The organism is Pseudomonas sp. WS 5051 (assembly GCF_012985715.1).
GTDB lineage: Bacteria > Pseudomonadota > Gammaproteobacteria > Pseudomonadales > Pseudomonadaceae > Aquipseudomonas > Aquipseudomonas bubulae.
In genome coordinates this window covers 196,134-216,702 of the sequence record NZ_JAAQWV010000007.1, presented here as the reverse complement: position 1 = coordinate 216,702, position 20,569 = coordinate 196,134, and the positions used below count along the sequence as shown (strand labels likewise).

Genomic DNA, 20,569 nt, shown 5'->3' with positions numbered 1-20,569 from the left:
AGTCACAGAATTAAATCACGCAGTTCGTCAGGCATCGCGCCCGGTTGTTGAATGGCTGCAAGGTCAGCGGCAGAAACCGCCTCCCAAGCATCCTCGTCCCACAGTTGAAACTTGTTCAGCTGGCCCACCAGCATTGCGCGCTTGTCCAGTCGGGCATATTCACGCAAGCGGGGCGGTACCAGAAAACGACCACTGCCATCGAGCTCAAGATCGACGGCGTTACCAATCAACAGACGTTGCAAGCGGCGGTTTTCTTCACGCAGCGAAGGCAACGCCCGAAGCTTGGTTTCAATCAACTCCCACTCATCGAGGGGGTACACACACAAGCAGGGATCAACGGCATCAATGGTCACGATCAGTTGCCCGGAACTGCGCAAATTCAACTCGTCACGGTACCGGCTCGGCATTGCGAGACGGCCCTTGGCATCGAGACTGATTGCGTTGGCTCCGCGAAACACTGGCCGCATCTCCAAATATTAGCGTTTTACGTCTAAAAAACCCACTTCACGCCACTTTTCACCACTTATGCACACTATAGGAATGCGCCCACACCACCGTCAAGGAGCGGCCTACAGGAAAACCCTTACATAACGGAGATTTAGGAGGGGAAATAGACGTGGAGCAGTAAGCGGAGAGATTTTTTGACCCGCGACGTGCCGCAAATTCAAAGCTCTGGACTTCAAACTTAAAGTAGTTTGTTAAGAGTAAGAACTTTTCGGCATTACGTCGGGAAATAATCTTGCGATGAATTGCAGGGGGGATAAGGCAATTGCGAATATAGCAATCTGCCTGCAGCGCAGACAGAAGAAAAAAAGGTGGAGAGTCGATCTGTAAGCCGGGTTCTGTCGTGAACAGTCATTCGTCTACGATGGCCATCACTGGACATCTTTAGCAACCTACCCGGTCCCAGCGCGGGCCACGCCTTGGGACCCTATTTGGTCTTGCTCCAAGTGGGGTTTACCTAGCCACGAACTGTTGCCAGTCGTGCGGTGCGCTCTTACCGCACCTTTTCACCCTTACCGGCGCCGAAGCGCTTAGGCGGTTATTTTCTGTGGCACTTTCCGTAGGCTCACGCCTCCCAGGCATTACCTGGCACTTCGCCCTATGGAGCCCGGACTTTCCTCCCCCCCCTAATTTTCATAGAGGGCAGCGACTGTCCAATCGACTCTCCGGCGCGAAGATTAACTGTACAGAGCGTATAGAACAAGCGTTAAAAGCCGCAAGGCAGGTTGATTTGCCTGACTTGCGGCCTTTAGCCACGGGCTAGAACACAAAGAAATATCAAAGTGCCATCACCCGATATCAATTGTTACTCACTTTTCTGCTTTTCAAGTGCAACTTGGTACAACACGTTTTTGCGCTCACCGGTTATTTCAGCTGCAAGTGCAGCAGCACGCTTGAGCGGCATTTCTTTAAGCAGCAAGTCGAGAATACGCATTGCCTCACTGCTGACCGCGTCTTCCGTTTCTGGCGCAGTCCAGCCGGCAACCAGAACCACACACTCGCCGCGCTGCTGGTTACTGTCGCCTTCAACAAAAGCGCGCAGCTCGGACAGGGGCAAACCTTTGAGCGTCTCGAATGTTTTAGTCAGCTCACGCGCCAGCAATGCCGGGCGCTCGGGCCCGAATACCAATTCAAGATCTTGCAGGCACTCAAGAATACGGTGCGGGGCCTCGTAAAAAATCAGTGTGCGCGGCTCTTCCTTAAGTAATTGCAGCCGCGAACGACGCCCAACCGCCTTGGCCGGCAGGAACCCCTCAAAGATAAAGCGATCAGAAGGCAGCCCCGCAGCCGACAAGGCGGCGATCAAAGCGCAGGCTCCCGGCACGGGCACGACCTTGATCCCGGCAGCACGCGCCTGGCGCACGAGGTGATAACCGGGGTCGGAGATCAGCGGGGTACCGGCATCCGAGATCAATGCCACATCTTCACCCGCCAGCAAACGCTGGATAAACCGACTGCCTTCATCACGCTCGTTATGCTCGTGACAGGCACCCAGCGGCGTGGAGATACCAAAATGCTGCATCAAGCGCAGGGAGTGGCGCGTGTCTTCGGCCGCAATCAGCGATACATCACGCAATACCTTGAGCGCACGCGCACTGATGTCGTCCAGGTTACCGATGGGCGTGGCCACCACATAAAGTGAGCCAAGAACGGAATTCAAATCACCTGGAGCAGTCAAAACGCACACCTCATAAGAGTTAAAGGCGCCATTGTAGCGCGTAGAGCCCTCATGAACGCACCCACCCTGCAGGCCGCAAAACGCCAACCGGGTAAACTTTTAATGCCACAACGTACATAACGCATCTAAATTCAGGCTTTATTGCCTCTAACATCGCGCCCCGGCCAGTGCTTGGGTACACTTCCCAACTCATTTGATCGAGTATCAGGAACACTACATGATCGCTTGCCTGCGGCTGTTCACTGCCCTCTGCCTTGCTGCCCTGCTGGCGGCTTGCGCCAGCTCGCCCTCGTCCAGCCTTGGCGAACTTCCACGGACCCCGGATGCCAGCCTTGAGCAATTGCTCCAGCAGGCCACCGAGAGCACCAATCCGGAAAAGGCCGCCCTGTTGCGCCTGTCGGCAGCCGACCTTGCCCTGCGCCAGCAAAACAACGCCCGCGCCGCGCAGATCCTGGCCATGGTCCCGCTGGACCAGCTCAAGCCCGCACAACAGGTTTTTGCCAACACCCTGGCAGCCGAACTGGCGATGAACCGCAATGATCCCAAGGCCGCAGTCGCCGCCCTGAATCATCCAAGCACATCGATCCTGGGCGAGCTGCCCGTCGACCTGCAAGTGCGCACCCGTACCGTGCATGCCCGCGCCCTGGAGGCTGACGGCCAGGCCCTGGCCGCCGCCCGTGAACGCGCAGCGCTGAGCCCGAACCTGACCGGCGATGCCGCCAACAGCAACAACGACGCTATCTGGGCACTGGTGGCCAGCTTGCCGGCCGAGCAACTGCACGCCCAGGGCAATGATGTACTGAGCGGCTGGATGTCCCTGGCCCTGGCGGTGAAAAGCGCCGGCACCCTGCAAGACCAACAGAACGCGATTGATCAATGGCGCGCACAGAACCCGGCCCACCCGGCCGCTATCCAGCTGCCGACCCCACTGGTCAAGCTCAAGGAGCTGGCCAGCCAGCCCCTGACCAAGATCGCCCTGCTGCTGCCACAGGACGGCCAACTGGCCTCGGTGAGCAAAGCACTGCGTGATGGCTTTATGGCTGCACATTATCAGGCCCAGCAAGCCGGCCAGAACCCGCCGAGCATTCAGTTCTATGACAGCTCGCGCCTGACCTCGCTGGACGAGTTCTACCGCCAGGCACAAGCCGACGGCGTGCAACTGGTGGTTGGCCCACTGGAAAAAAACCTGGTCAAGCAACTGAACAGCCGCCCGCAACTGCCGATTACCACCCTGGCCCTGAACTACAGCGAGGGCACCCAAGGCCCGGCGCAACTGTTTCAGTTCGGTCTGGCGGCTGAAGACGAAGCCCGCGAAGTGGCTCGCCGCGCCCGGGCCGACGGCCTGACCCGCGCTGGCGCCATGGTCCCGGTCGGTGAGTGGGGCGATCGCGTGCTCAAGGCATTCCGCCAGGAATGGGAAGCCCATGGCGGCACCGTCGTTGGCGTTGAACATATCGACAAACCTGTAGCCCTCGCCCAGCAAGTGGCCGATCTGGTGCAACTGCGCAAAAACGGCGGCTCGAGCGAACCAACGCGTCGCCAGGACATGCAGTTCCTGTTCCTCGCCGCGACCCCGCAGCAGGCCCAGCAGATCAAACCCACGCTGAACTACCAGTACGCAGGTGATCTGCCGGTATACGCAACCTCCCACGTATTCAGCGCCAGCGGCGACCAGAACCAGTACAACGACATGAACGGCATCCGTTTTTGCGAGACCCCCTGGCTCCTCGACCCGAACAACCCGCTACGCCAGCAAGTGACCGCACAATGGCCGCAAGCAGGCGGCAGCCTGGGCCGCCTGTATGCGATGGGTATCGACGCCTATCGCCTGGCACCGAGCCTGGGCCAGCTTAAAGCCCTGCCCGACAGCCGGATCGACGGTATGTCCGGCAGCTTGAGCATGAGCTCGACACAACGTGTAGAACGTCAACTGCAATGGGCCGAATTCGCCAATGGCCAGCCTCAACGCCTGCCGGCTACCGCCAACTGATGCCCGAACGCTCAAGCCAGCAAACTGGCAAGGATGCCGAGCGCCTCGCGCTGCGGCATCTTGAGCAACAGGGTTTGCGCCTGCTGGTACAGAACTGGGCATGCAGGCGCGGCGAGCTGGATCTGGTCATGCTTGACGGCGATACAGTAGTATTCGTCGAAGTTCGTTACCGTCAACATGCGCAATGGGGTGGCGCACTGGCCAGTATTGACGGCCGCAAGCGTCAAAAACTGATACTTGCCGCCCAGCATTTCTTGCAGCAACAGACACGCTGGGCCAATCACCCGTGCCGCTTTGACGTGGTGACGATGGACAGCACAACACCCCGACTGAACTGGCTACGGAATGCCTTTGACAGCCAGTAGCGCTGCCAGGCCGATTCCAGCTCCCTTTTTCAACGATTTTGCTTTGCTTTGCGGGCTGCACATTCTTGTGCCGGGAAGTCACCCAGGAACACCTGGTTCACGCCCGACCAGCCGCCCTACTTAAGGTCACATAGATGGACATGCAATCCCGGATTCGCCAGCTTTTTCAGGCCAGCATCGACACCAAGCAGCAGGCGATGGAAGTGCTTGCCCCTCATATCGAGCAAGCCAGCCAGGTGATGGTTAACGCACTGCTCAATGAAGGCAAGATGCTCTCGTGCGGCAATGGCGGGTCGGCAGGCGACGCCCAGCACTTCTCCTCCGAGCTGCTCAACCGCTTCGAGCGCGAGCGCCCGAGCCTGCCTGCCATCGCACTGACCACCGACACGTCGACGATCACCTCGATCGCCAACGACTACAGCTTCAACGAAATCTTCTCCAAGCAGATCCGCGCCCTGGGCCAGCCCGGCGACGTGCTGCTGGCCATTTCCACCAGCGGCAACTCGGCCAACATCATCCAGGCCATCCAGGCGGCCCACGATCGCGAAATGATCGTGGTCGCAATGACGGGCCGTGATGGCGGCGGCATGGCCTCGCTGCTGCTACCCGAGGACGTGGAGATCCGCGTTCCTTCCAGCGTCACTGCACGCATCCAAGAAGTCCACCTGCTGGCGATCCACTGCTTGTGCGATCTGATCGACAGCCAACTGTTCGGGAGTGAAGAATGACTTTAAATCGCCTAGGCCTGGTAGCCCTGACCCTGTGTCTTGGTCTGACCGCCGGTTGCAGCTCGGTACTGACCGCTACCCGCGACACCCCTATCGAGGATGATCGCGGCACCCGCACCTTCGGCAGCAAAATCGATGACTCGCTGATCGAAACCAAGGTCGCCGTGAACGTGGCCAAGGCCAATCCGGATCTGGATACCGGTTCGCACATCGTCGTCACCAGCTACAACGGTATCGTGCTGCTGGCCGGCCAGACCCCGCGTGCAGACCTCAAGGCCCAGGCCGAACAGGCGGCAGCTTCAGTCCAGCGGGTGAAAAAGGTCAACAACGAGCTGCAGGTCATGGCTCCTTCGTCAATCCTGGCGCGCAACAACGACGCCTGGCTGACCACCAAAATCAAGACCCAGATGCTGACTGACAACGCCATCCCTGGCTCACGCATCAAAATCGTCACCGAGAACGGCATCGTCTACATGCTCGGCCTGGTCACCAAACAGGAGGCCGCCCGCGCCACCAGCCTGGTGCAAGGTGTTTCCGGGGTGCAGAAAATCGTCAAACTGTTTGAGTACATCGACTGACGGCCACGGCTGCCAGACACAAAAAAGGCGACCTTTTCAGGTCGCCTTTTTTATTACTTCACCACTTTCAGGCTTGGCCGGCCTGTAGGTCGCGGCGGCTCGGAGCCTGGCGGCGGACTATCGTCACCCGGCTCAACCTCGTCATCAGCCTCGAGAGGCTCTTCCAGGTCAAACACCATGCCCTGGCCATTCTCACGGGCGTAAACGCCCAGAATGGCTGCAATAGGCACGTACAAGGTGTGTGGTACACCACCAAAGCGCCCTTCAAAGCTTACTGCTTCGTTGTCCATGTGCAATTGACGCACGGCGGTTGGCGAAACATTGAGGACAATCTGCCCGTCACTGGCAAAACCCGCAGGCACTTGCACCTTGGGGTAGTCAGAGTTAACCAGCATGTGCGGAGTGCAGTCGTTATCAACGATCCACTCGTAGAGCGCACGCACCAGATAAGGTCGACTTGAATTCATCGAGGGCTCCTAAAGCTTTAGCGCATGTCGCGTTCGACACCAGACAGACTCGCCTGGAAAGCCTCACGCGCAAATTGGCGCTCCATATAGTCGAGCAACGGCTTGGCTGGCCGCGGCAATTCAATACCCAAAACAGGCAGACGCCAGAGTATCGGCAATAGACAGCAGTCGACCAGACTTTGCTCATCACTGAGGAAAAAAGGTTTGTCGGCAAATAATGCAGAAACACCCGTCAGGCTCTCGCGCAACTCCTTGCGGGCCTGCACGCGCGCCGGCTCCTTGGTCCGCGAATCAAGAATCAGGTCGACCAGCGCACACCAGTCGCGCTGAATACGATGAATCAGCAGACGGCTATTGGCCCGTGCCACCGGGTACACCGGCAACAGCGGCGGATGCGGATAGCGCTCATCCAGATATTCCATCACCACAGTCGACTCCCACAACGCCAGGTCACGATCGACCAGGGTTGGCAGGCTGCCGTAGGGGTTCACTTCGATCAGCTTCGGCGGCTGACGGCCCGCCTCCACACTGATGATCTCGGCGCTGACACCTTTCTCTGCGAGCACAATGCGCACTCGGTGGGAATAGTGGTCGGCGGGGTCGGAGTAACAGGCCAACCGATTGGTCACGCCCATGGCGGTCCTCCTCGCTTGTTGAAATTATCGGGAGCGGAAAAACGAACGCGCCCAAGGAAAGCCTCTGATAACCACAGGCCAGGTGACTGGCAAGGTCATTGACCCCGCCTGTCACCCGCCCTGCACTGTTACCTTTTCAGAGACACCCTTGGGCGCGCACGATTAACAGCATTGCGTGTAACTATATCAGTGCACATCTTTCCAGTATTCGCGCTTGAGCAGATAAGCGAATACAAAAAGGAAGGCCAGGTAGATCAGCACGTAAGTACCGATGCGCTGATGCTCCAGCTTCACCGGGTTGGCCGAGTAGGCCAGGAAGGTCACAAGGTTCTTGATCTTCTCATCGAACTGCTCTTCAGTCAGGGCGCCGGTTTTTGGCAGCACTGTCAGCTGGTCGCACGCTTCATGGGTCAAAGGCGTGCCGGTGAGCGGATCATACTGCTTCTTGCCGTCTTCGACGATCTGTACTTGCTTGCAACCGATAACCTGGCGACCCTGCAACGGTGCCAGCACGTTGGGCATGCCCACGTTCGGGAACACTTTGTTGTTCACACCCCAAGGGCGCGACGGGTCTTCGTAAAAGGCACGCAGGTAGCTGTACAGCCAGTCCGTGCCACGCACACGGGCCACCAGTGTAAGGTCAGGCGGTGCAGCACCGAACCAGGCCTTGGCGTCGTTGGGCTGCATGCCGATGTTCATGTGGTCGCCAATCTTGGCACCGGTGAACACCAGGTTATCGAGCATGACCTCATGGGGAATGCCCAGGTCATCAGCGACCCGCTCATAACGCTGGAACTTGGCACTGTGACAACCCATGCAGTAGTTGGCGAACGTACGCGCACCATCCTGCAGGGCCGCCTTGTCAGAAACATCGATGTCGACCTTGTCGAGCTGCACGCCTTGCTCTGCCGCAAAGGAGAACACAGGCATTACCGCGAACATCAATACAGCAAATAGCTTTTTCATCAGCCAGTCACCCTTTCCGGAACCGGTTTGGTCTTCTCAAGCCTGGTGTAGAACGGCATCAGAATGAAGTAGGCGAAGTACAGGAACGTACACACCTGCGACAGCAGCGTGCGGCCCGGGGTAGGAGCCAAGACACCCAGCACACCCAGAATCACGAAGGAGATGCAGAACACCCACAGCCATACCTTGCTCATCCAGCCTTTGTAGCGCATGGATTTGACCGGACTGCGGTCAAGCCACGGCAACACGAACAGCACGGCAATCGCGGCGCCCATGGCAATCACGCCAAGCAGCTTGTCCGGGATGGCACGCAAGATCGCGTAGAACGGCGTGAAGTACCAGACAGGGGCAATGTGTTCCGGCGTTTTAAAGGCGTTAGCCTGTTCAAAGTTCGGTTTTTCCAGGAAGTAACCACCCATTTCCGGGAAGAAGAACACAATCGAGCAGAAGATAAACAGGAATACCACTACGCCGACGATATCTTTCACGGTGTAGTACGGGTGGAAGGGAATGCCATCCAGCGGTATGCCGTTTTCGTCTTTGTGTTTCTTGATATCCACGCCGTCCGGGTTGTTGGAGCCAACTTCGTGCAGGGCAAGAATGTGCAGCACCACCAGGCCCAGGATTACGATAGGCAAGGCCACGACGTGAAGGGCAAAGAAGCGGTTGAGGGTAATACCGGAGATCAGGTAGTCACCACGAATCCACTGGGTCAGGTCGTTACCGATAACCGGGATCGCACCGAACAGCGAAATGATCACCTGGGCGCCCCAGTAGGACATTTGCCCCCAAGGCAGCAGGTAACCCATAAAGGCTTCAGCCATCAGGGCCAGATAAATCATCATGCCGAACAGCCAGACCAGCTCACGGGGCTTCTGGTAAGAGCCGTAGAGCAGGCCGCGGAACATGTGCAGGTAGACGACGATAAAGAACGCCGATGCACCGGTAGAGTGCAGCAAGCGCAGGATTGAACCGTATTCGACGTCACGCATGATGTATTCGACAGAAGCAAACGCCTCTTCTGCCGATGGCGTGTAGCTCATGGTCAGCCACACACCGGTAACGATCTGGTTGACCAGAACGAGCAGTGCGAGAGAGCCAAAGAAATAGAAGAAGTTGAAGTTCTTCGGAGCGTAATACTTGCTGAGGTGGTCTTCCCACATTTTGGTTGCGGGGAAGCGGGCATCTACCCAATCCATGAACTTGCTCATTACGCGTTCTCCCCATCGAGGCCAACGACGACAATGTTGTCCGTCTCATAGTAGTACGGCGGCACTGGCAGGTTCAGCGGCGCTGGCTGGGCCTTGTACACGCGGCCGGCCAGATCATAGTGCGAACCATGACAAGGGCAGAAATAGCCGCCTACCCAGTCCTTGCCAAGATCAACCGGCGCGACCTCGGGACGGAACGTAGGCGAGCAACCCAAGTGGGTGCAAATACCGATCAACAACAGAATTTCTGGCTTGATCGACCGCAGCTCCGGATTTACATAAGCAGGCTGATCAGATTGCTTGGAATCCGGGTCAGCAAGCTGCCCTTCAATCTTCTTCAGATTTGCCAGGATTTCCTCGGTGCGACGTACGATGAATACCGGCTGGCCACGCCATTCAGCAATCATTTGCTGACCTGGCTCAACCTTTGCAATATTCACTTTCACCGGTGCGCCAGCGGCTTTCGCCTTGGCACTGGGAAACCACGACCCCACGAACGGGACCGCCGCCCCCACCGCTCCTGCAGCACCCACCACGGATGTGGCTGCTACGAGGAAGCGACGCCGGCCGACATTTACGCCGTCATTGCTCATTCAGTCCTCTCCCATCAGCTTTGTGGCCTGTTAAATCAGGCATCTACTAAATATGCATCTATTACTTATAAAAATTTTGCAGAATGGTAATGAAAAGCCCCTAGTCTTACAAGGTAATTACCGCTCTGGGGCGGCTACAGGCCTTGTAGTATAGGCGTTTGCTGGATGTGGCAAGTTGTCACACCGCTAAATCATCGCCCATAAAAAAAGCCCAGCTCCCGAAGGAGGCTGGGCTTTTTTGAACGAAGCTGCGAATTAACGCTTCGAGTACTGCGGACGCTTACGCGCTTTACGCAGACCGACTTTCTTACGTTCAACTTCACGAGCATCGCGAGTAACGAAGCCAGCTTTGCGCAGAGCGCCACGCAGGGTTTCGTCATACTGCATCAGTGCGCGAGTGATACCGTGGCGGATTGCGCCAGCTTGACCACTTACACCACCACCGATCACGGTGACGTAGATGTCGAATTTCTCGACAGTCTCAGTCAGTTCCAACGGCTGACGAACTACCATGCGGGCAGTTTCGCGACCGAAGAAATTCTCCAGAGTGCGGTTGTTGATGGAGATGTTACCGGTACCCGGACGCAGGAAAACGCGAGCGGTTGCGGTTTTACGACGGCCAGTGCCGTAGTTTTGAGTCGCCGACATAATGAACTATTCCGTTAAAACTTCAGTTCTTGGGGCTGCTGAGCAGTATGAGGGTGAGCAGCGCCCGCATAGACTTTCAGCTTACGGTACATGTCGCGACCCAGTGGGTTTTTAGGCAGCATGCCTTTAACCGCGGTCTCGATCACGCGCTCAGGAGCTTTGGCGATCAGCTTTTCGAAGTTGATCGACTTAATCCCGCCCGGGAAACCGGAGTGAGAGTAGTACATCTTGTCAGTGGTTTTAGCACCAGTAACACGGATTTGCTCAGCGTTGATAACAACGATGTAGTCACCGGTGTCAACGTGCGGAGTGTATTCCGGCTTGTGCTTGCCACGCAGACGGCTCGCGATCTCGGTGGCCAGACGACCCAGGGTCTGACCAGCAGCGTCGACGACAAACCAGTCGCGCTTTACTGTTTCTGGTTTAGCAGTAAAAGTTTTCATTCTTTATAGCCTCAGGGGCCGCCCTGTAAATTAGACGGCGGATCTTACTGAATAGTGCGTACTTTGACAAGTCAAAGGCAGCCGGATACAGACGCTATCGGGGGCTCGGGTCAGCGCGTCCGTTCAACGGCAAGATTCTTCGGCAGGCGGCGCATCACTTCCACTGCAGAAAGAGGTGGGCAATTATCCAGATTGCGCAAAAAATTACAACCTGCTTTTATGTTTGTTTACCCGAAGGAGCACCCGATGGACTACCGAAAGCTTGGCCGTACCGATCTGAAAGTAAGCGCAATCGCCCTCGGGACCATGACCTGGGGTGAACAGAACACCCAGGCCGAAGCCTTTGAGCAGATCGCCTGCGCCAAAAATGCCGGCATCAACTTTATCGACACCGCCGAAATGTACCCGGTGCCACCCAAGGCCGAAACCTACGCCACCACCGAGCGTTTTATCGGCAACTGGTTCAAGGAACGCGGTGATCGTGCCGACTGGGTGCTGGCGAGCAAGATCGCCGGCCCCGGCAACGGCATCGACTACATCCGTGACGGCCACCTCAAGCACAACCGCAGCCATATCGTGCAAGCCCTGGACGCCAGCCTCAAGCGCCTGCAAACCGACTGGATCGACCTCTACCAGTTGCACTGGCCCGAGCGCAGCACCAACTTCTTCGGCCAGTTGGGTTACACCCACAACGCCGACGAAGACTTCACCCCGCTGGAAGACACTCTCGAGGCACTCGACGAGCAGGTCAGGGCCGGCAAGATCCGCCACATCGGCCTGTCCAATGAAACGCCGTGGGCCACCATGAAGTTCCTGCAACTGGCCGAAAGTCGCGGCTGGCCGCGCGCCGTATCGATCCAGAACCCCTACAGCCTGCTCAACCGCAGCTTTGAAGTGGGCCTGGCGGAAATCGCCATTCGCGAACAATGCGGCCTGCTCGCCTACTCGCCCCTGGCGTTCGGCATGCTCTCGGGCAAGTACGGTGGCGGCGCCCAACCACCAAAAGGCCGCCTGACCCTCTACAGCCGCTTCTCGCGCTATTCAAACCCGCAGGCCGTGGCTGCCAGCGAGCGTTATGTGGCACTGGCCCGCGAACATGGCCTGGACCCTGCGCAAATGGCCCTGGCCTTCGTCACCCGACAACCGTTCGTCACCAGCAATATCATTGGTGCCACGACCATGGAGCAACTCGAAAGCAATATCGCCAGCTTCGACCTGAAACTGTCGGATGAGGTGCTGGCCGGTATCGACGCCATCCACAAGGACCAGCCAAACCCGGCACCTTGACCCACCGCCCCCTTGCGGGAGCGGGCTTGCTCGCGATGCAGGCGACGCGGTGTTTCAGAGAAACCCCATGGATGCCATCGCGAGCAAGCCCGCGGCTACAAAAGCAGCAACCTCTGGACACACAGGAAAAAACATAAGACGATCCAGCCGTAAGTTGACCAATTTCACCTATAAGAATAATCAAAATATGTCTATGTCTAATCAACTCTCCACGCCGCTGCGGCGTGTCAGCATTTTGGCCATCGATCGGGTTTTCGCGTCGACCCTGATGCATGCCAAGGATTTCTTTCACCTCGCCAGCCTGCGTCACGGCAAGCAGCTGGGACAAGGCCTGACCCCCACTTTCGAGACACGCCTGGTCAGCCCCGACGGCAAACCGGCCACCAGCTTCAGCAATGTGGTGCTCCCTGTGGACGGCGGCCTGGAGGATAGCGACATCATTATCCTGCCGGCCTTCGGTGACGATTTCGACACCCTCTGCCAGCGCTATCCGCAAGTACTGCCCTGGCTGCGCGAACAGCATGCCCGCGGCGCTGTCCTGTGCGCTGAAGCCACCGGAGTCTTCTGGCTCGCTGAAGCCGGGCTGCTCGATGGCAAAGAGGCCACCACCTACTGGCGCTTCTTCGATACCTTTGCCCGGCGCTATCCCCTGGTGCACCTCAACCAGGACAAACACCTTACCGACGCCGACAACCTCTATTGCGCCGGCGGGCCTACCTCAGCCTGCGACCTCTACATTTACATGATCGAGCGTTTTTGCGGCGCCAATATCGCCCAGGCCGTAGCCCGCGACATCCTTTACGAAGTACAGCGCAATTACACCCCGGGGCGCATCGGCTTTGGCGGCCAGAAGCTGCACCAGGACGTGATCATCCTGCAAATCCAGCATTGGCTCGAAGAGCACTTCGCCGACAAGTTCCGCTTTGAAGATGTCGCCCGCGATCACGGCATGAGCATCCGCAACTTCATGCGCCGCTTTCAGCTGGCCACCGGCGACAAACCCTTGCACTACCTGCAACGCCTGCGCATAGAAACCGCCAAGGGCCTGCTCTCGGCCACCCGCAAAAGCATCAAGACCATCAGCTATGACGTGGGCTACGACGACGCAAGCTTCTTCGCGCGTCTGTTTCGCCAACACACAGAGCTTTCACCAAACCAGTATCGTCAGCAGTTCCTGCATGCAGGCCTCAATCAGGTCGCTTAAATCTAAGCGTTGTACTACACACCAAGCGGAACAATCTGATTTCTCCGCCAGCCCAAAAAGCCTCTGATGAAATGCCCTCCAACCAGGGGCACTCACAAGAAGAGGCTTCACCGGCCACTGGCGGAGGTACGCAGCATGGCGCAAAGACTCAATCACAACTCCCTGCCCATCCTTTCCATAGGAGCCCTGGGTGGCACCGTGAGCATGCGCACAACACAGCCCGGCTCAGGCGCACAACCCGTGATCACTGGCGAAGCACTGCTTGACGGCATTTCGCAGCTGCACGAAGGGCTGGACGTTCATATCGAGACCCTGTGCCTGGTTCCCAGCGCCTCCCTGGATTTCAATCTGCTGCTTGAAGTGCTGATCTGGGCCCAGGAGCAAGTGAAGCTGGGCGCGCTGGGCATCGTCATCACCCAAGGCACCGACACCCTGGAAGAAACTGCATTCTTCCTTGACCTGTTATGGGATGCCGATGTGCCACTTGTGCTGACCGGCGCCATGCACCCCAGCGATCATCCCGGCGCAGATGGCCCCGCCAATCTGCTGGATGCCTCCAGGGTTGCGCTCGATACACAGAGCCGCAAGCGAGGCGTTCTAGTGGTAATGAACGGCCAGATTCACCAGCCGCTGCATGTGCGCAAATGCTCATCAATAACGCTGGACGCCTTCAACTCGCCGTTTTTCGGCCCTGCCGGGCTAATGCTCGAAAATCGCGTGCTTTATCTGCGCAAAGCCTGCGCACGCACTGTCCTGCCCATGCCCCGCAGCATTCATCACAAGGTCGCATTGCTGCCAGCAACACTGTCTGCCGACACGGTACTGCTGGAGCATGTGCTGGCCCTGGGGTATGACGCGCTGGTGGTCAGTGCTTTCGGGGCCGGGCATGTCAGTGTCGAATGGGTCGACCTGATCGAACAGGTCACCACGGAAATTCCGGTTCTGGTGGCGTCACGAACAGGTTCAGGCCCCACCGCCGAAGCGTCTTACGGGTTTATCGGCAGCGAGATGGACCTGATCGACCGCGGCGCGCTGATGTGCGGGTTTCTCTGCCCGTACAAGGCGCGGATCCTGATATGGCTGCTGATAGGTTGCGGGCATGCCCGCGACATTGCCAAGTACGTGCAGCGCCTGGGGTTCAAGGCCGCCGAGGCCTGAGGCGGGCATAAAAAAGGCCTGCAATGCAGGCCGTTTTTTTGACTAGGGTTTGTGCGCCCGCGTCAGATATTCATGGGACTGCATTTCCAGCAAACGGCTGAGGGTACGCTGGAACTCGAAGTTCAGGCGCCCGCCCTTGTAAAGGTCTTTCAGCTCGACTTCAGCCGAGATGATCAGCTTGACGTTGCGGTCGTAAAACTCATCGACCATGTTGATAAAGCGTCGGGCGATGTCGTCCGTTTTCACTTCCATCTGCTCTACACCGCTGAGGATTACAGCGTTGAAGATCTTGCCAAGCTCGATGTAATCATTCTGGCTGCGCGGGCCGTCGCACAACTCGCGAAACTCGAACCAGGCCACATCATCACAGGTACGCAAGGCACGGATGGTGCGGTTCTCGATGATCAGATCATCGTTTTCGATCGCCCTGTTGGAGTTGTGAGTCAGCGCCTTGAAGCTTTCTCTCAAGCTCTTCTCGGACTCTTCGTTCAACGGAAAGTGAAACAGTTCGGCCTGCTCAAGGTGACGCAAGCGATAGTCGACGCCGCTATCGACGTTGACGATTTCGGTGTTCTGCTTGATCAGCGCAATGGCGGGCAAGAAGCGCGCACGCTGCAAGCCGTCCTTGTACAAACCGTCAGGCACAATGTTCGACGTAGCCACCAGGGTGACACCGTTTTTGAACAGTTCTTCCATCAAGGTGCCGAGAATCATGGCGTCGGTAATGTCCGACACAAAGAATTCATCAAAGCAGATCACCCGCGCCTCGTCAGAAAAACGCTTGGCGATAATGGTCAGCGGGTTCTTTTCGCCATTGAGGGTGCGCATTTCTTCATGCACGCGCTTCATGAAGCGGTGGAAGTGGGTACGCACCTTCTCCTTGAACGGCAGGGCATCGAAAAACGTATCGACCAGATATGTCTTGCCACGGCCTACACCGCCCCAGAAGTAGAGGCCCTTGACCGGCGTCTGCTCCTTTTTGCCGAACAGCTTGCCGAAAAGGCCCGGCTTGCTCTGCGAGGAAGCGACCAGGTCGTCGTACAGGCGCTGCAAATGGCGCACAGCGTTTTCCTGCGCGGCATCGTGGAAGAAGTCCGGGCGTTTCAGATCTGCTTGATATCGTTCTAGAGGCGTCATAATTCGTTAGCAAGGCAACAAAAACGGGCCGACACTGTAGCGACGACCCTTGGGAATGGCAATCAAACCTGAGACGAAACGTCGCACTTTCTCAGTCTTGAACGGGTACCAGCGCAAGGCGCAACGCTTCGATTGCCTCATCTCTGGCTGTGGCATCGGCAAATACCGGGCTGTCAGCCACGCAGGTGTCGCCCAGCCAGACACTGAAGCTCAACGCGTCACTGCGCACATCCAGAGGCTCGCCGGATTGCAGCTGCTTGGTCACCTGACCGGCGGTTTTACCGTCGGCAAAGCTGCGCGACAGCAGCAATTGTTCGCCAGCAGCGGCCAGCAGGCGGAAACGGAAGCTGCCGTCTTCGTCGCGGAAGCTGACAAAGCGCGGGCCCTTGGCGGCTTTCTTTTTGCTCGCAGCAGTGGTTTGCGCGGCACTGACAAACGAGCGCAAGCCAACGGCTTCACGCAATTCGACAAGGAAAGGCGCTGCGATCTTGCGAGCTTTTTGGGCGCCAGCCAGCAGGATGTCTTCCATATCATCAGGACGCGACATCAAGTCGTGGTAACGCTCGCGGGACTCGCCCAGCTCGGCGTCCAGCAGCTTGAACAGGCGCTCTTTCGCTTCGCCCCAGCCCAGGCCCTGCAACAGCTCGCTGCGGAACTCAACCGACTGCTCAGGCGTGGAGAATGCCTGGTACAGGGTGAACAGGTGCGAGTTGTCCGGATCCTTCGCCTCGCCCGGTGCACGGGAGTCGGTAACGATGCGCGAAATCGCGCTTTTCATGTCCTTGGCGCTGCTGAACAACGGAATGGTGTTGTCATAGCTCTTGGACATCTTGCGACCGTCCAGACCCGGCAAAGTGGCCACGCTTTCTTCGATCAGCGCTTCGGGCATGGCGAAAAACTCTTTGCCATTGCCGAACAGGTGGTTGAAGCGCTGGCCAATGTCACGGGCCATTTCAACGTGCTGGATCTGGTCACGCCCCACAGGCACCTTGTTGGCATTGAACATCAGAATGTCCGCAGCCATCAGCACCGGGTAGCTGTACAGGCCCATGGTGATGCCCGCATCCGGGTCTTCGCCGTTTTCCAGGTTCTTGTCTACCGAGGCCTTGTAGGCATGGGCCCGATTGAGCAGGCCCTTGGCCGCTACGCAGGTCAGCAGCCAGGTCAGCTCGGGGATTTCCGGGATATCGGACTGACGGTAGAAGGTCACACGCTCGACATCAAGGCCGGCCGCCAGCCAGGTTGCAGCGATTTCCTGACGCGAACGCTGGATGCGCAGCGGGTCATCGCACTTGATCAGGGCATGGTAGTCAGCCAGGAAGTAAAACGAATCGGCGTTGGGGTCGCGGCTGGCCACGATCGCAGGGCGGATGGCCCCGGCGTAGTTGCCCAGGTGCGGCGTACCGGTGGTGGTGATGCCGGTGAGGATACGAGTACGAGAGGTCATGGGTAATCGCTTATCAGGCTGCAATCAATTCGAAAGGCGTGGCGCTACCAACTCTTTGAGCTCGGGCAGCTTGCCGTGAAAAAAGTGTCCGCATTCTGCCACTTTCAGCAGCTCATGGGGGCGCGACAGGTCGTTTGACCAGTTATAGACCAGCTGCGGGTCGATCACTTCGTCGGTTTCAGGCTGGATAACGGTCAGCGGGCAGTTATGTGGCAAGGCATCTTCGTCACGCAAACGCATCACCGCAGGGGCGATCATAAACACGCGCTCAAGCTTTTCGCCCTGGGCTTCAAGGCGACCACCCAGGCTGGCGGCAACAAAACCACCAAACGAAAAACCGAACAGGGTGATCGGCAAGTCAGGGTGTCTGGCGCGCAACCACCGGGCTGCTGCAAAGGCATCGTCGACTTCGCCGGTGCCCATATCGTGGCTGCCTTCACTGGCGCCGGTGCCGCGGTAATTAAATCGCAAGGTAATCAGGCCAGCATCGCGGGCAGTGCGTTGCAAGGTCGAAACCACTTTATTCATCATGGTGCCGCCCTGTACCGGATTGGGGTGACACAGCAGCGCAAGGCCCTTTGGCTCAGCACAATCAAGGTACAAGGCTTCCAGTTGGCCGACCGGGCCAGCAATTACTACGGGGGTTTCGCGGGTAAGCAAGAGGGAACTCCGTGACCTCAGATTGGGTCGACTCGTCTAGCTGATAGATTCTGTCTGACATATTTGCGAGTGCATCGCGGTATACAGCGCAGGTCCGAGCCGTTAACGTAAAGCAAAGCCGTTTATAGAGGAAGGACTCGTGGAACACTCGCTCTTGATTTGGTTGTTGCCGACTCTCGCCCTGGTTGCCGGTGTCGCCATTGGTTTTCTGGTTGCTCGTCTGCTGCCCAATGCCGTGCCTAACCGCACGCAGCGTCAGCTGGACGACATCCAGGAACGTTTTGACAGTTACCAAAGTGAAGTGGTTACCCACTTCAACACCACCGCCAACCTGGTGAAGAAACTCACACAGAGCTATCAGGACGTGCAAGAACACCTCGCCGAGGGCGCCAACCGTTTGGCCCTGGACGAGCAGACTCGCCAACGCCTGCTGGCTGCCCTGCACCCGGATGTGCCACAACCGCATCGCGAGCGCATCACCCCGCCGCACAGCACCGAGCCGCCATTGGACTACGCACCAAAAAGCCCGAACGGTCCTGGCATGCTGGATGAGCATTACGGCCTGAAGAAGTAATTTCCCAGCCGGATGCCCAATAAAAAGCCCCGCGATCTGCAAGGATCGCGGGGCTTTTTGTTGTGTGTCTTGCGCCCCCCCGTAGCCGCTGCCGCAGGCTGCGTTCGACGACGAAGTCGTCGCAATATCAGCCAAACCCCGCACTCAGGGTTTACGACTGCTGCGCAGCCGAACGCAGCCTTCGGCAGCTGCTACGAGGTAATGATCAAGGGTACTGCTGCACCTGACCCGGCTGCTGGTATTGCATGCCCGGGATTGGCGCCAGTGTCACTTGTACGCGACGGTTCTGTGCGCGGCCATCTGCGGTGGCGTTGCTGGCAATCGGATCAGCCGGGCCCATACCTTTGACTGACAGGTACTGGCCGCTCACACCTTGAGACGTCAGGTAGGTCGCTACGCTTTGCGCACGCTGCTGGGAAAGCTGCATGTTGTAGTTGTAGTTACCGGTGCTGTCGGTGTAACCCACGATCTGGATCAGGTTCTGGTTGTTGAACTGCTTGAGCGAATTCGCCAGGTTGTTCAGCGGCTGATAGAAGCTGGGCGCAATGTTGGCCGAGTTGGTCGCGAAGGTAATGTTGCCTGGCATCACCAGGGTGATGTTGTCGCCCTGACGCTGAACTTCAACGCCCGTGTTGGCCATGCTCGCACGCAGGGCTGCTTCCTGCTTGTCGGCGTAATAGCCATAACCGGCTGCACCCAGGCCTGCCACGGCAGCACCGATCAGCGCGCCCTTGCCACGGTTGTTATGGTCGATGGCAGCACCCGCCACAGCACCCGCCAGAGCCCCCAGGCCACCGTAGGTGGCAGTCTTGCTCAAGCCCGTCCCGGAAGACCCCTGGCCCTGGTTGTCATACGGGTTAGGCGTAGCGCAGCCAGCCAGCAAGGCCACCGCACTTGCAGCAACAATCAAACGACGCGAAATGAACATGGTGAAGCTCCTGATCAATCTTTCTAGGGGCAAAGGCCATTGGCATTAGACCTTTATAAATCTTGGAACACGACCAACGTTAAAAATTCCTTGGGTCGCTTAAACTCATGCTTAACAGACGATAGTCGTCAAATTGCGACACCACCAATCGATGCATAAGCGACCCAACAACGAACAACTCAATGGAACAGGCAATTGTGTAATGGCCTACAAAAGACCCTGGAAATCCTTCACTGATCAACTCCAACAGCTCAAGGACCGCGGCATGATCATCACCGACGATGCCGCAGCGCTCAGTTATCTGGAGCGCATCGGGTATTACCGACTGACCGCTTACTGGTACTCATTCAGGGTATTTCGGCTTGAACAAGACCCCACCACCAAAGCTTTGAGCACAGTGCGCACCGATCAATTCGAGACCAATACCCAGTTCGTAGATGCCGTAGAACTCTATCTATATGACAAGAAGTTACGCCTACTGGTCATGGACGCACTGGAGCGTATTGAGATTGGCCTGCGCGTCGACATCGCTTACCTGTTGGGCCAGCGCAATACCTTTGCCCATTTGGACGCTGGCGAATTGCATCCGTCGTTTGCCGGCAAGATGGACAAGCGGACGGGGAAGTCGGCTTTCGACAGCTGGCAAGACAAGTACAAAGGGCTACAAGATCGCTCCAAAGAAGATTTCGTCAAACACTACCGCGAAAAACACGGCCTGGATTTGCCACTCTGGGTGGCAGTGGAAATCTGGGACTTTGGGGCTATCTCGCAGTTGCTGGCCATGATGAAAGTAGCGGATCAGCAGCAGATTGCTGCGAAATATGGCGTGAACGATTGGAAGGTTTTCAAAAGCTGGGTTCGCTCTCTCAGCTACCTTCGCAACTTGTCAGCACACCTCAGTCGCTTGTGGAATCGCAACATTACAGATCAGCCCGGCCTGCCAGCAAACAAGGGGGATATTGACTGGTGTGATGACTTCATCGGTAAGGCAGACCTGATCGCCAGGCCTTTTTTGCTGCTCGGGATTGCCAGGCACATGATCAAAATCGTTTGCCCGCGTACCGAATGGCACCTGCGTGTGCAGCAACATGTGCACAAATTCCCGCAGTTGCATTCAAACCGCAAACTGTCCATTGCGGACATGGGAGTACCGGCCGGGTGGGAAAAATGGTGGATCAAGTAGATCCAGGCCGGAAAATAAAAACCCCCGCGTAAGCTCAATTAAGCGCAAAGAGGCGGGGGCCGTGTTGGGGCCAATGATAGGGGGGCCAGGCGGTTTTTTCAAGCATGCCGCACGGCCCCGAAACATCTTGAACCGCAGCTTCGCGCAAGCAAAACCACAAAGCGTATCCCAACCTGGTTGAGCTA

General features: G+C 57.5%; 22 protein-coding genes and 1 other RNA gene. 9 read left to right on the top strand and 14 right to left on the bottom strand.

The window, feature by feature from the left end; translation table 11 throughout:
- Nucleotides 1-2: 2 nt before the first annotated feature.
- The 3 genes from mraZ to rsmI form a co-directional block, all read right to left on the bottom strand.
- Nucleotides 3-458, bottom strand: a complete 456-nt coding sequence (gene mraZ, locus HBN79_RS13965; protein WP_095001541.1) for a division/cell wall cluster transcriptional repressor MraZ — start codon at nucleotides 456-458, stop codon at nucleotides 3-5.
- Nucleotides 459-815: 357 nt separating this feature from the next.
- Nucleotides 816-1,169: RNase P RNA component class A (gene rnpB, locus HBN79_RS13960), an RNA gene on the bottom strand.
- Between the two features lie 140 nt (nucleotides 1,170-1,309).
- Nucleotides 1,310-2,164, bottom strand: coding sequence for a 16S rRNA (cytidine(1402)-2'-O)-methyltransferase (gene rsmI, locus HBN79_RS13955; protein ID WP_095038612.1), 855 nt, complete (start codon nucleotides 2,162-2,164; stop codon nucleotides 1,310-1,312).
- Between the two features lie 235 nt (nucleotides 2,165-2,399).
- On the opposite strand from rsmI, the gene HBN79_RS13950 reads away from it, so the two are divergent.
- The 4 genes from HBN79_RS13950 to HBN79_RS13935 all read left to right on the top strand — a co-directional run bounded on the left by HBN79_RS13950 (nucleotide 2,400) and on the right by HBN79_RS13935 (nucleotide 5,843).
- Nucleotides 2,400-4,172 (top strand): penicillin-binding protein activator, encoded by a 1,773-nt coding sequence (locus tag HBN79_RS13950; RefSeq protein WP_169916810.1) that lies wholly within the window; start codon nucleotides 2,400-2,402, stop codon nucleotides 4,170-4,172.
- Nucleotides 4,172-4,537, top strand: a complete 366-nt coding sequence (locus tag HBN79_RS13945; RefSeq protein WP_095038592.1) for a YraN family protein — start codon at nucleotides 4,172-4,174, stop codon at nucleotides 4,535-4,537. Before HBN79_RS13950 ends, HBN79_RS13945 begins: the two co-directional genes overlap by 1 nt.
- A gap of 134 nt (nucleotides 4,538-4,671) precedes the next feature.
- Nucleotides 4,672-5,265 carry a phosphoheptose isomerase gene (locus HBN79_RS13940; protein ID WP_095001545.1) on the top strand — a complete coding sequence of 198 codons (594 nt, stop codon included), beginning with the start codon at nucleotides 4,672-4,674 and terminating at the stop codon, nucleotides 5,263-5,265.
- Nucleotides 5,262-5,843: a BON domain-containing protein gene (locus HBN79_RS13935; RefSeq protein ID WP_169916809.1), complete on the top strand. Its 582-nt coding sequence runs from the start codon at nucleotides 5,262-5,264 to the stop codon at nucleotides 5,841-5,843. Before HBN79_RS13940 ends, HBN79_RS13935 begins: the two co-directional genes overlap by 4 nt.
- Before the next feature lie 53 nt (nucleotides 5,844-5,896).
- On the opposite strand, the gene HBN79_RS13930 is transcribed toward HBN79_RS13935, so the two are convergent.
- From HBN79_RS13930 to rplM, 7 genes are all read right to left on the bottom strand, one after another.
- Nucleotides 5,897-6,310, bottom strand: coding sequence for a ClpXP protease specificity-enhancing factor (locus HBN79_RS13930; protein ID WP_095001547.1), 414 nt, complete (start codon nucleotides 6,308-6,310; stop codon nucleotides 5,897-5,899).
- A gap of 17 nt (nucleotides 6,311-6,327) precedes the next feature.
- The gene (locus HBN79_RS13925) at nucleotides 6,328-6,945 is read right to left on the bottom strand and encodes a glutathione S-transferase N-terminal domain-containing protein (RefSeq protein ID WP_016779514.1); all 618 of its coding nucleotides are present in this window, start codon (nucleotides 6,943-6,945) and stop codon (nucleotides 6,328-6,330) included.
- 186 nt (nucleotides 6,946-7,131) lie between these two features.
- A complete protein-coding gene (locus tag HBN79_RS13920; RefSeq protein ID WP_095020341.1) occupies nucleotides 7,132-7,911 on the bottom strand; it encodes a cytochrome c1 in 780 nt (259 codons plus the stop codon).
- A complete protein-coding gene (locus tag HBN79_RS13915) occupies nucleotides 7,911-9,122 on the bottom strand; it encodes a cytochrome bc complex cytochrome b subunit (protein WP_016779512.1) in 1,212 nt (403 codons plus the stop codon). The genes HBN79_RS13920 and HBN79_RS13915 overlap by 1 nt, the downstream gene beginning before the upstream one ends.
- Nucleotides 9,122-9,715, bottom strand: coding sequence for a ubiquinol-cytochrome c reductase iron-sulfur subunit (petA, locus tag HBN79_RS13910; protein ID WP_083369776.1), 594 nt, complete (start codon nucleotides 9,713-9,715; stop codon nucleotides 9,122-9,124). The genes HBN79_RS13915 and petA overlap by 1 nt, the downstream gene beginning before the upstream one ends.
- 255 nt (nucleotides 9,716-9,970) lie before the next feature.
- Nucleotides 9,971-10,363: a 30S ribosomal protein S9 gene (rpsI, locus tag HBN79_RS13905; protein ID WP_003216038.1), complete on the bottom strand. Its 393-nt coding sequence runs from the start codon at nucleotides 10,361-10,363 to the stop codon at nucleotides 9,971-9,973.
- Between the two features lie 14 nt (nucleotides 10,364-10,377).
- Nucleotides 10,378-10,806 (bottom strand): 50S ribosomal protein L13, encoded by a 429-nt coding sequence (rplM, locus tag HBN79_RS13900; protein WP_007917032.1) that lies wholly within the window; start codon nucleotides 10,804-10,806, stop codon nucleotides 10,378-10,380.
- Between the two features lie 246 nt (nucleotides 10,807-11,052).
- Here rplM and HBN79_RS13895 point away from each other — a divergent pair, with 246 nt between their 5' ends.
- The 3 genes from HBN79_RS13895 (at nucleotide 11,053) to HBN79_RS13885 (ending at nucleotide 14,455) form a co-directional block, all read left to right on the top strand.
- The gene (locus HBN79_RS13895; RefSeq protein ID WP_095020340.1) at nucleotides 11,053-12,093 is read left to right on the top strand and encodes an NADP(H)-dependent aldo-keto reductase; all 1,041 of its coding nucleotides are present in this window, start codon (nucleotides 11,053-11,055) and stop codon (nucleotides 12,091-12,093) included.
- 268 nt (nucleotides 12,094-12,361) lie between these two features.
- Nucleotides 12,362-13,297: a GlxA family transcriptional regulator gene (locus tag HBN79_RS13890; RefSeq protein WP_169916835.1), complete on the top strand. Its 936-nt coding sequence runs from the start codon at nucleotides 12,362-12,364 to the stop codon at nucleotides 13,295-13,297.
- Between the two features lie 135 nt (nucleotides 13,298-13,432).
- Nucleotides 13,433-14,455, top strand: coding sequence for an asparaginase (locus HBN79_RS13885; protein WP_095001550.1), 1,023 nt, complete (start codon nucleotides 13,433-13,435; stop codon nucleotides 14,453-14,455).
- A gap of 42 nt (nucleotides 14,456-14,497) precedes the next feature.
- Here the strand turns inward: HBN79_RS13885 and zapE are convergent, their stop codons facing one another.
- The 3 genes from zapE to HBN79_RS13870 all read right to left on the bottom strand — a co-directional run bounded on the left by zapE (nucleotide 14,498) and on the right by HBN79_RS13870 (nucleotide 17,699).
- Entirely contained in the window at nucleotides 14,498-15,592 is a 1,095-nt protein-coding gene (gene zapE / locus HBN79_RS13880) for a cell division protein ZapE (RefSeq protein ID WP_095001551.1), read from the bottom strand.
- A 91-nt stretch (nucleotides 15,593-15,683) separates the two neighbouring features.
- The gene (locus HBN79_RS13875; RefSeq protein WP_095001552.1) at nucleotides 15,684-17,039 is read right to left on the bottom strand and encodes a tryptophan--tRNA ligase; all 1,356 of its coding nucleotides are present in this window, start codon (nucleotides 17,037-17,039) and stop codon (nucleotides 15,684-15,686) included.
- A gap of 24 nt (nucleotides 17,040-17,063) precedes the next feature.
- Nucleotides 17,064-17,699: an alpha/beta fold hydrolase gene (locus tag HBN79_RS13870; protein WP_095001553.1), complete on the bottom strand. Its 636-nt coding sequence runs from the start codon at nucleotides 17,697-17,699 to the stop codon at nucleotides 17,064-17,066.
- A gap of 139 nt (nucleotides 17,700-17,838) precedes the next feature.
- Here HBN79_RS13870 and HBN79_RS13865 point away from each other — a divergent pair, with 139 nt between their 5' ends.
- A complete protein-coding gene (locus tag HBN79_RS13865; protein ID WP_016779504.1) occupies nucleotides 17,839-18,273 on the top strand; it encodes a DUF1043 family protein in 435 nt (144 codons plus the stop codon).
- Between the two features lie 205 nt (nucleotides 18,274-18,478).
- On the opposite strand, the gene HBN79_RS13860 is transcribed toward HBN79_RS13865, so the two are convergent.
- The gene (locus HBN79_RS13860; protein ID WP_095001554.1) at nucleotides 18,479-19,201 is read right to left on the bottom strand and encodes an OmpA family protein; all 723 of its coding nucleotides are present in this window, start codon (nucleotides 19,199-19,201) and stop codon (nucleotides 18,479-18,481) included.
- Nucleotides 19,202-19,466: 265 nt separating this feature from the next.
- Here HBN79_RS13860 and HBN79_RS13855 point away from each other — a divergent pair, with 265 nt between their 5' ends.
- The gene (locus HBN79_RS13855) at nucleotides 19,467-20,384 is read left to right on the top strand and encodes an Abi family protein (RefSeq protein ID WP_262372480.1); all 918 of its coding nucleotides are present in this window, start codon (nucleotides 19,467-19,469) and stop codon (nucleotides 20,382-20,384) included.
- The last annotated feature ends 185 nt before the right edge of the window (nucleotides 20,385-20,569 follow it).

Bases quoted from the DNA above. Each gene is read 5' to 3' on its own strand.
- HBN79_RS13950 (WP_169916810.1), top strand. From the start codon at position 2,400: ATGATCGCTTGCCTGCGGCTGTTCACTGCCCTCTGCCTTGCTGCCCTG.
- HBN79_RS13945 (WP_095038592.1), top strand. From the start codon at position 4,172: ATGCCCGAACGCTCAAGCCAGCAAACTGGCAAGGATGCCGAGCGCCTC.
- HBN79_RS13940 (WP_095001545.1), top strand. From the start codon at position 4,672: ATGGACATGCAATCCCGGATTCGCCAGCTTTTTCAGGCCAGCATCGAC.
- HBN79_RS13935 (WP_169916809.1), top strand. From the start codon at position 5,262: ATGACTTTAAATCGCCTAGGCCTGGTAGCCCTGACCCTGTGTCTTGGT.
- HBN79_RS13930 (WP_095001547.1), bottom strand. From the start codon at position 6,310: ATGAATTCAAGTCGACCTTATCTGGTGCGTGCGCTCTACGAGTGGATC.
- HBN79_RS13925 (WP_016779514.1), bottom strand. From the start codon at position 6,945: ATGGGCGTGACCAATCGGTTGGCCTGTTACTCCGACCCCGCCGACCAC.
- HBN79_RS13920 (WP_095020341.1), bottom strand. From the start codon at position 7,911: ATGAAAAAGCTATTTGCTGTATTGATGTTCGCGGTAATGCCTGTGTTC.
- HBN79_RS13915 (WP_016779512.1), bottom strand. From the start codon at position 9,122: ATGAGCAAGTTCATGGATTGGGTAGATGCCCGCTTCCCCGCAACCAAA.
- petA (WP_083369776.1), bottom strand. From the start codon at position 9,715: ATGAGCAATGACGGCGTAAATGTCGGCCGGCGTCGCTTCCTCGTAGCA.
- rpsI (WP_003216038.1), bottom strand. From the start codon at position 10,363: ATGTCGGCGACTCAAAACTACGGCACTGGCCGTCGTAAAACCGCAACC.
- rplM (WP_007917032.1), bottom strand. From the start codon at position 10,806: ATGAAAACTTTTACTGCTAAACCAGAAACAGTAAAGCGCGACTGGTTT.
- HBN79_RS13895 (WP_095020340.1), top strand. From the start codon at position 11,053: ATGGACTACCGAAAGCTTGGCCGTACCGATCTGAAAGTAAGCGCAATC.
- HBN79_RS13890 (WP_169916835.1), top strand. From the start codon at position 12,362: ATGCATGCCAAGGATTTCTTTCACCTCGCCAGCCTGCGTCACGGCAAG.
- HBN79_RS13885 (WP_095001550.1), top strand. From the start codon at position 13,433: ATGGCGCAAAGACTCAATCACAACTCCCTGCCCATCCTTTCCATAGGA.
- zapE (WP_095001551.1), bottom strand. From the start codon at position 15,592: ATGACGCCTCTAGAACGATATCAAGCAGATCTGAAACGCCCGGACTTC.
- HBN79_RS13875 (WP_095001552.1), bottom strand. From the start codon at position 17,039: ATGACCTCTCGTACTCGTATCCTCACCGGCATCACCACCACCGGTACG.
- HBN79_RS13860 (WP_095001554.1), bottom strand. From the start codon at position 19,201: ATGTTCATTTCGCGTCGTTTGATTGTTGCTGCAAGTGCGGTGGCCTTG.
- HBN79_RS13855 (WP_262372480.1), top strand. From the start codon at position 19,467: ATGATCATCACCGACGATGCCGCAGCGCTCAGTTATCTGGAGCGCATC.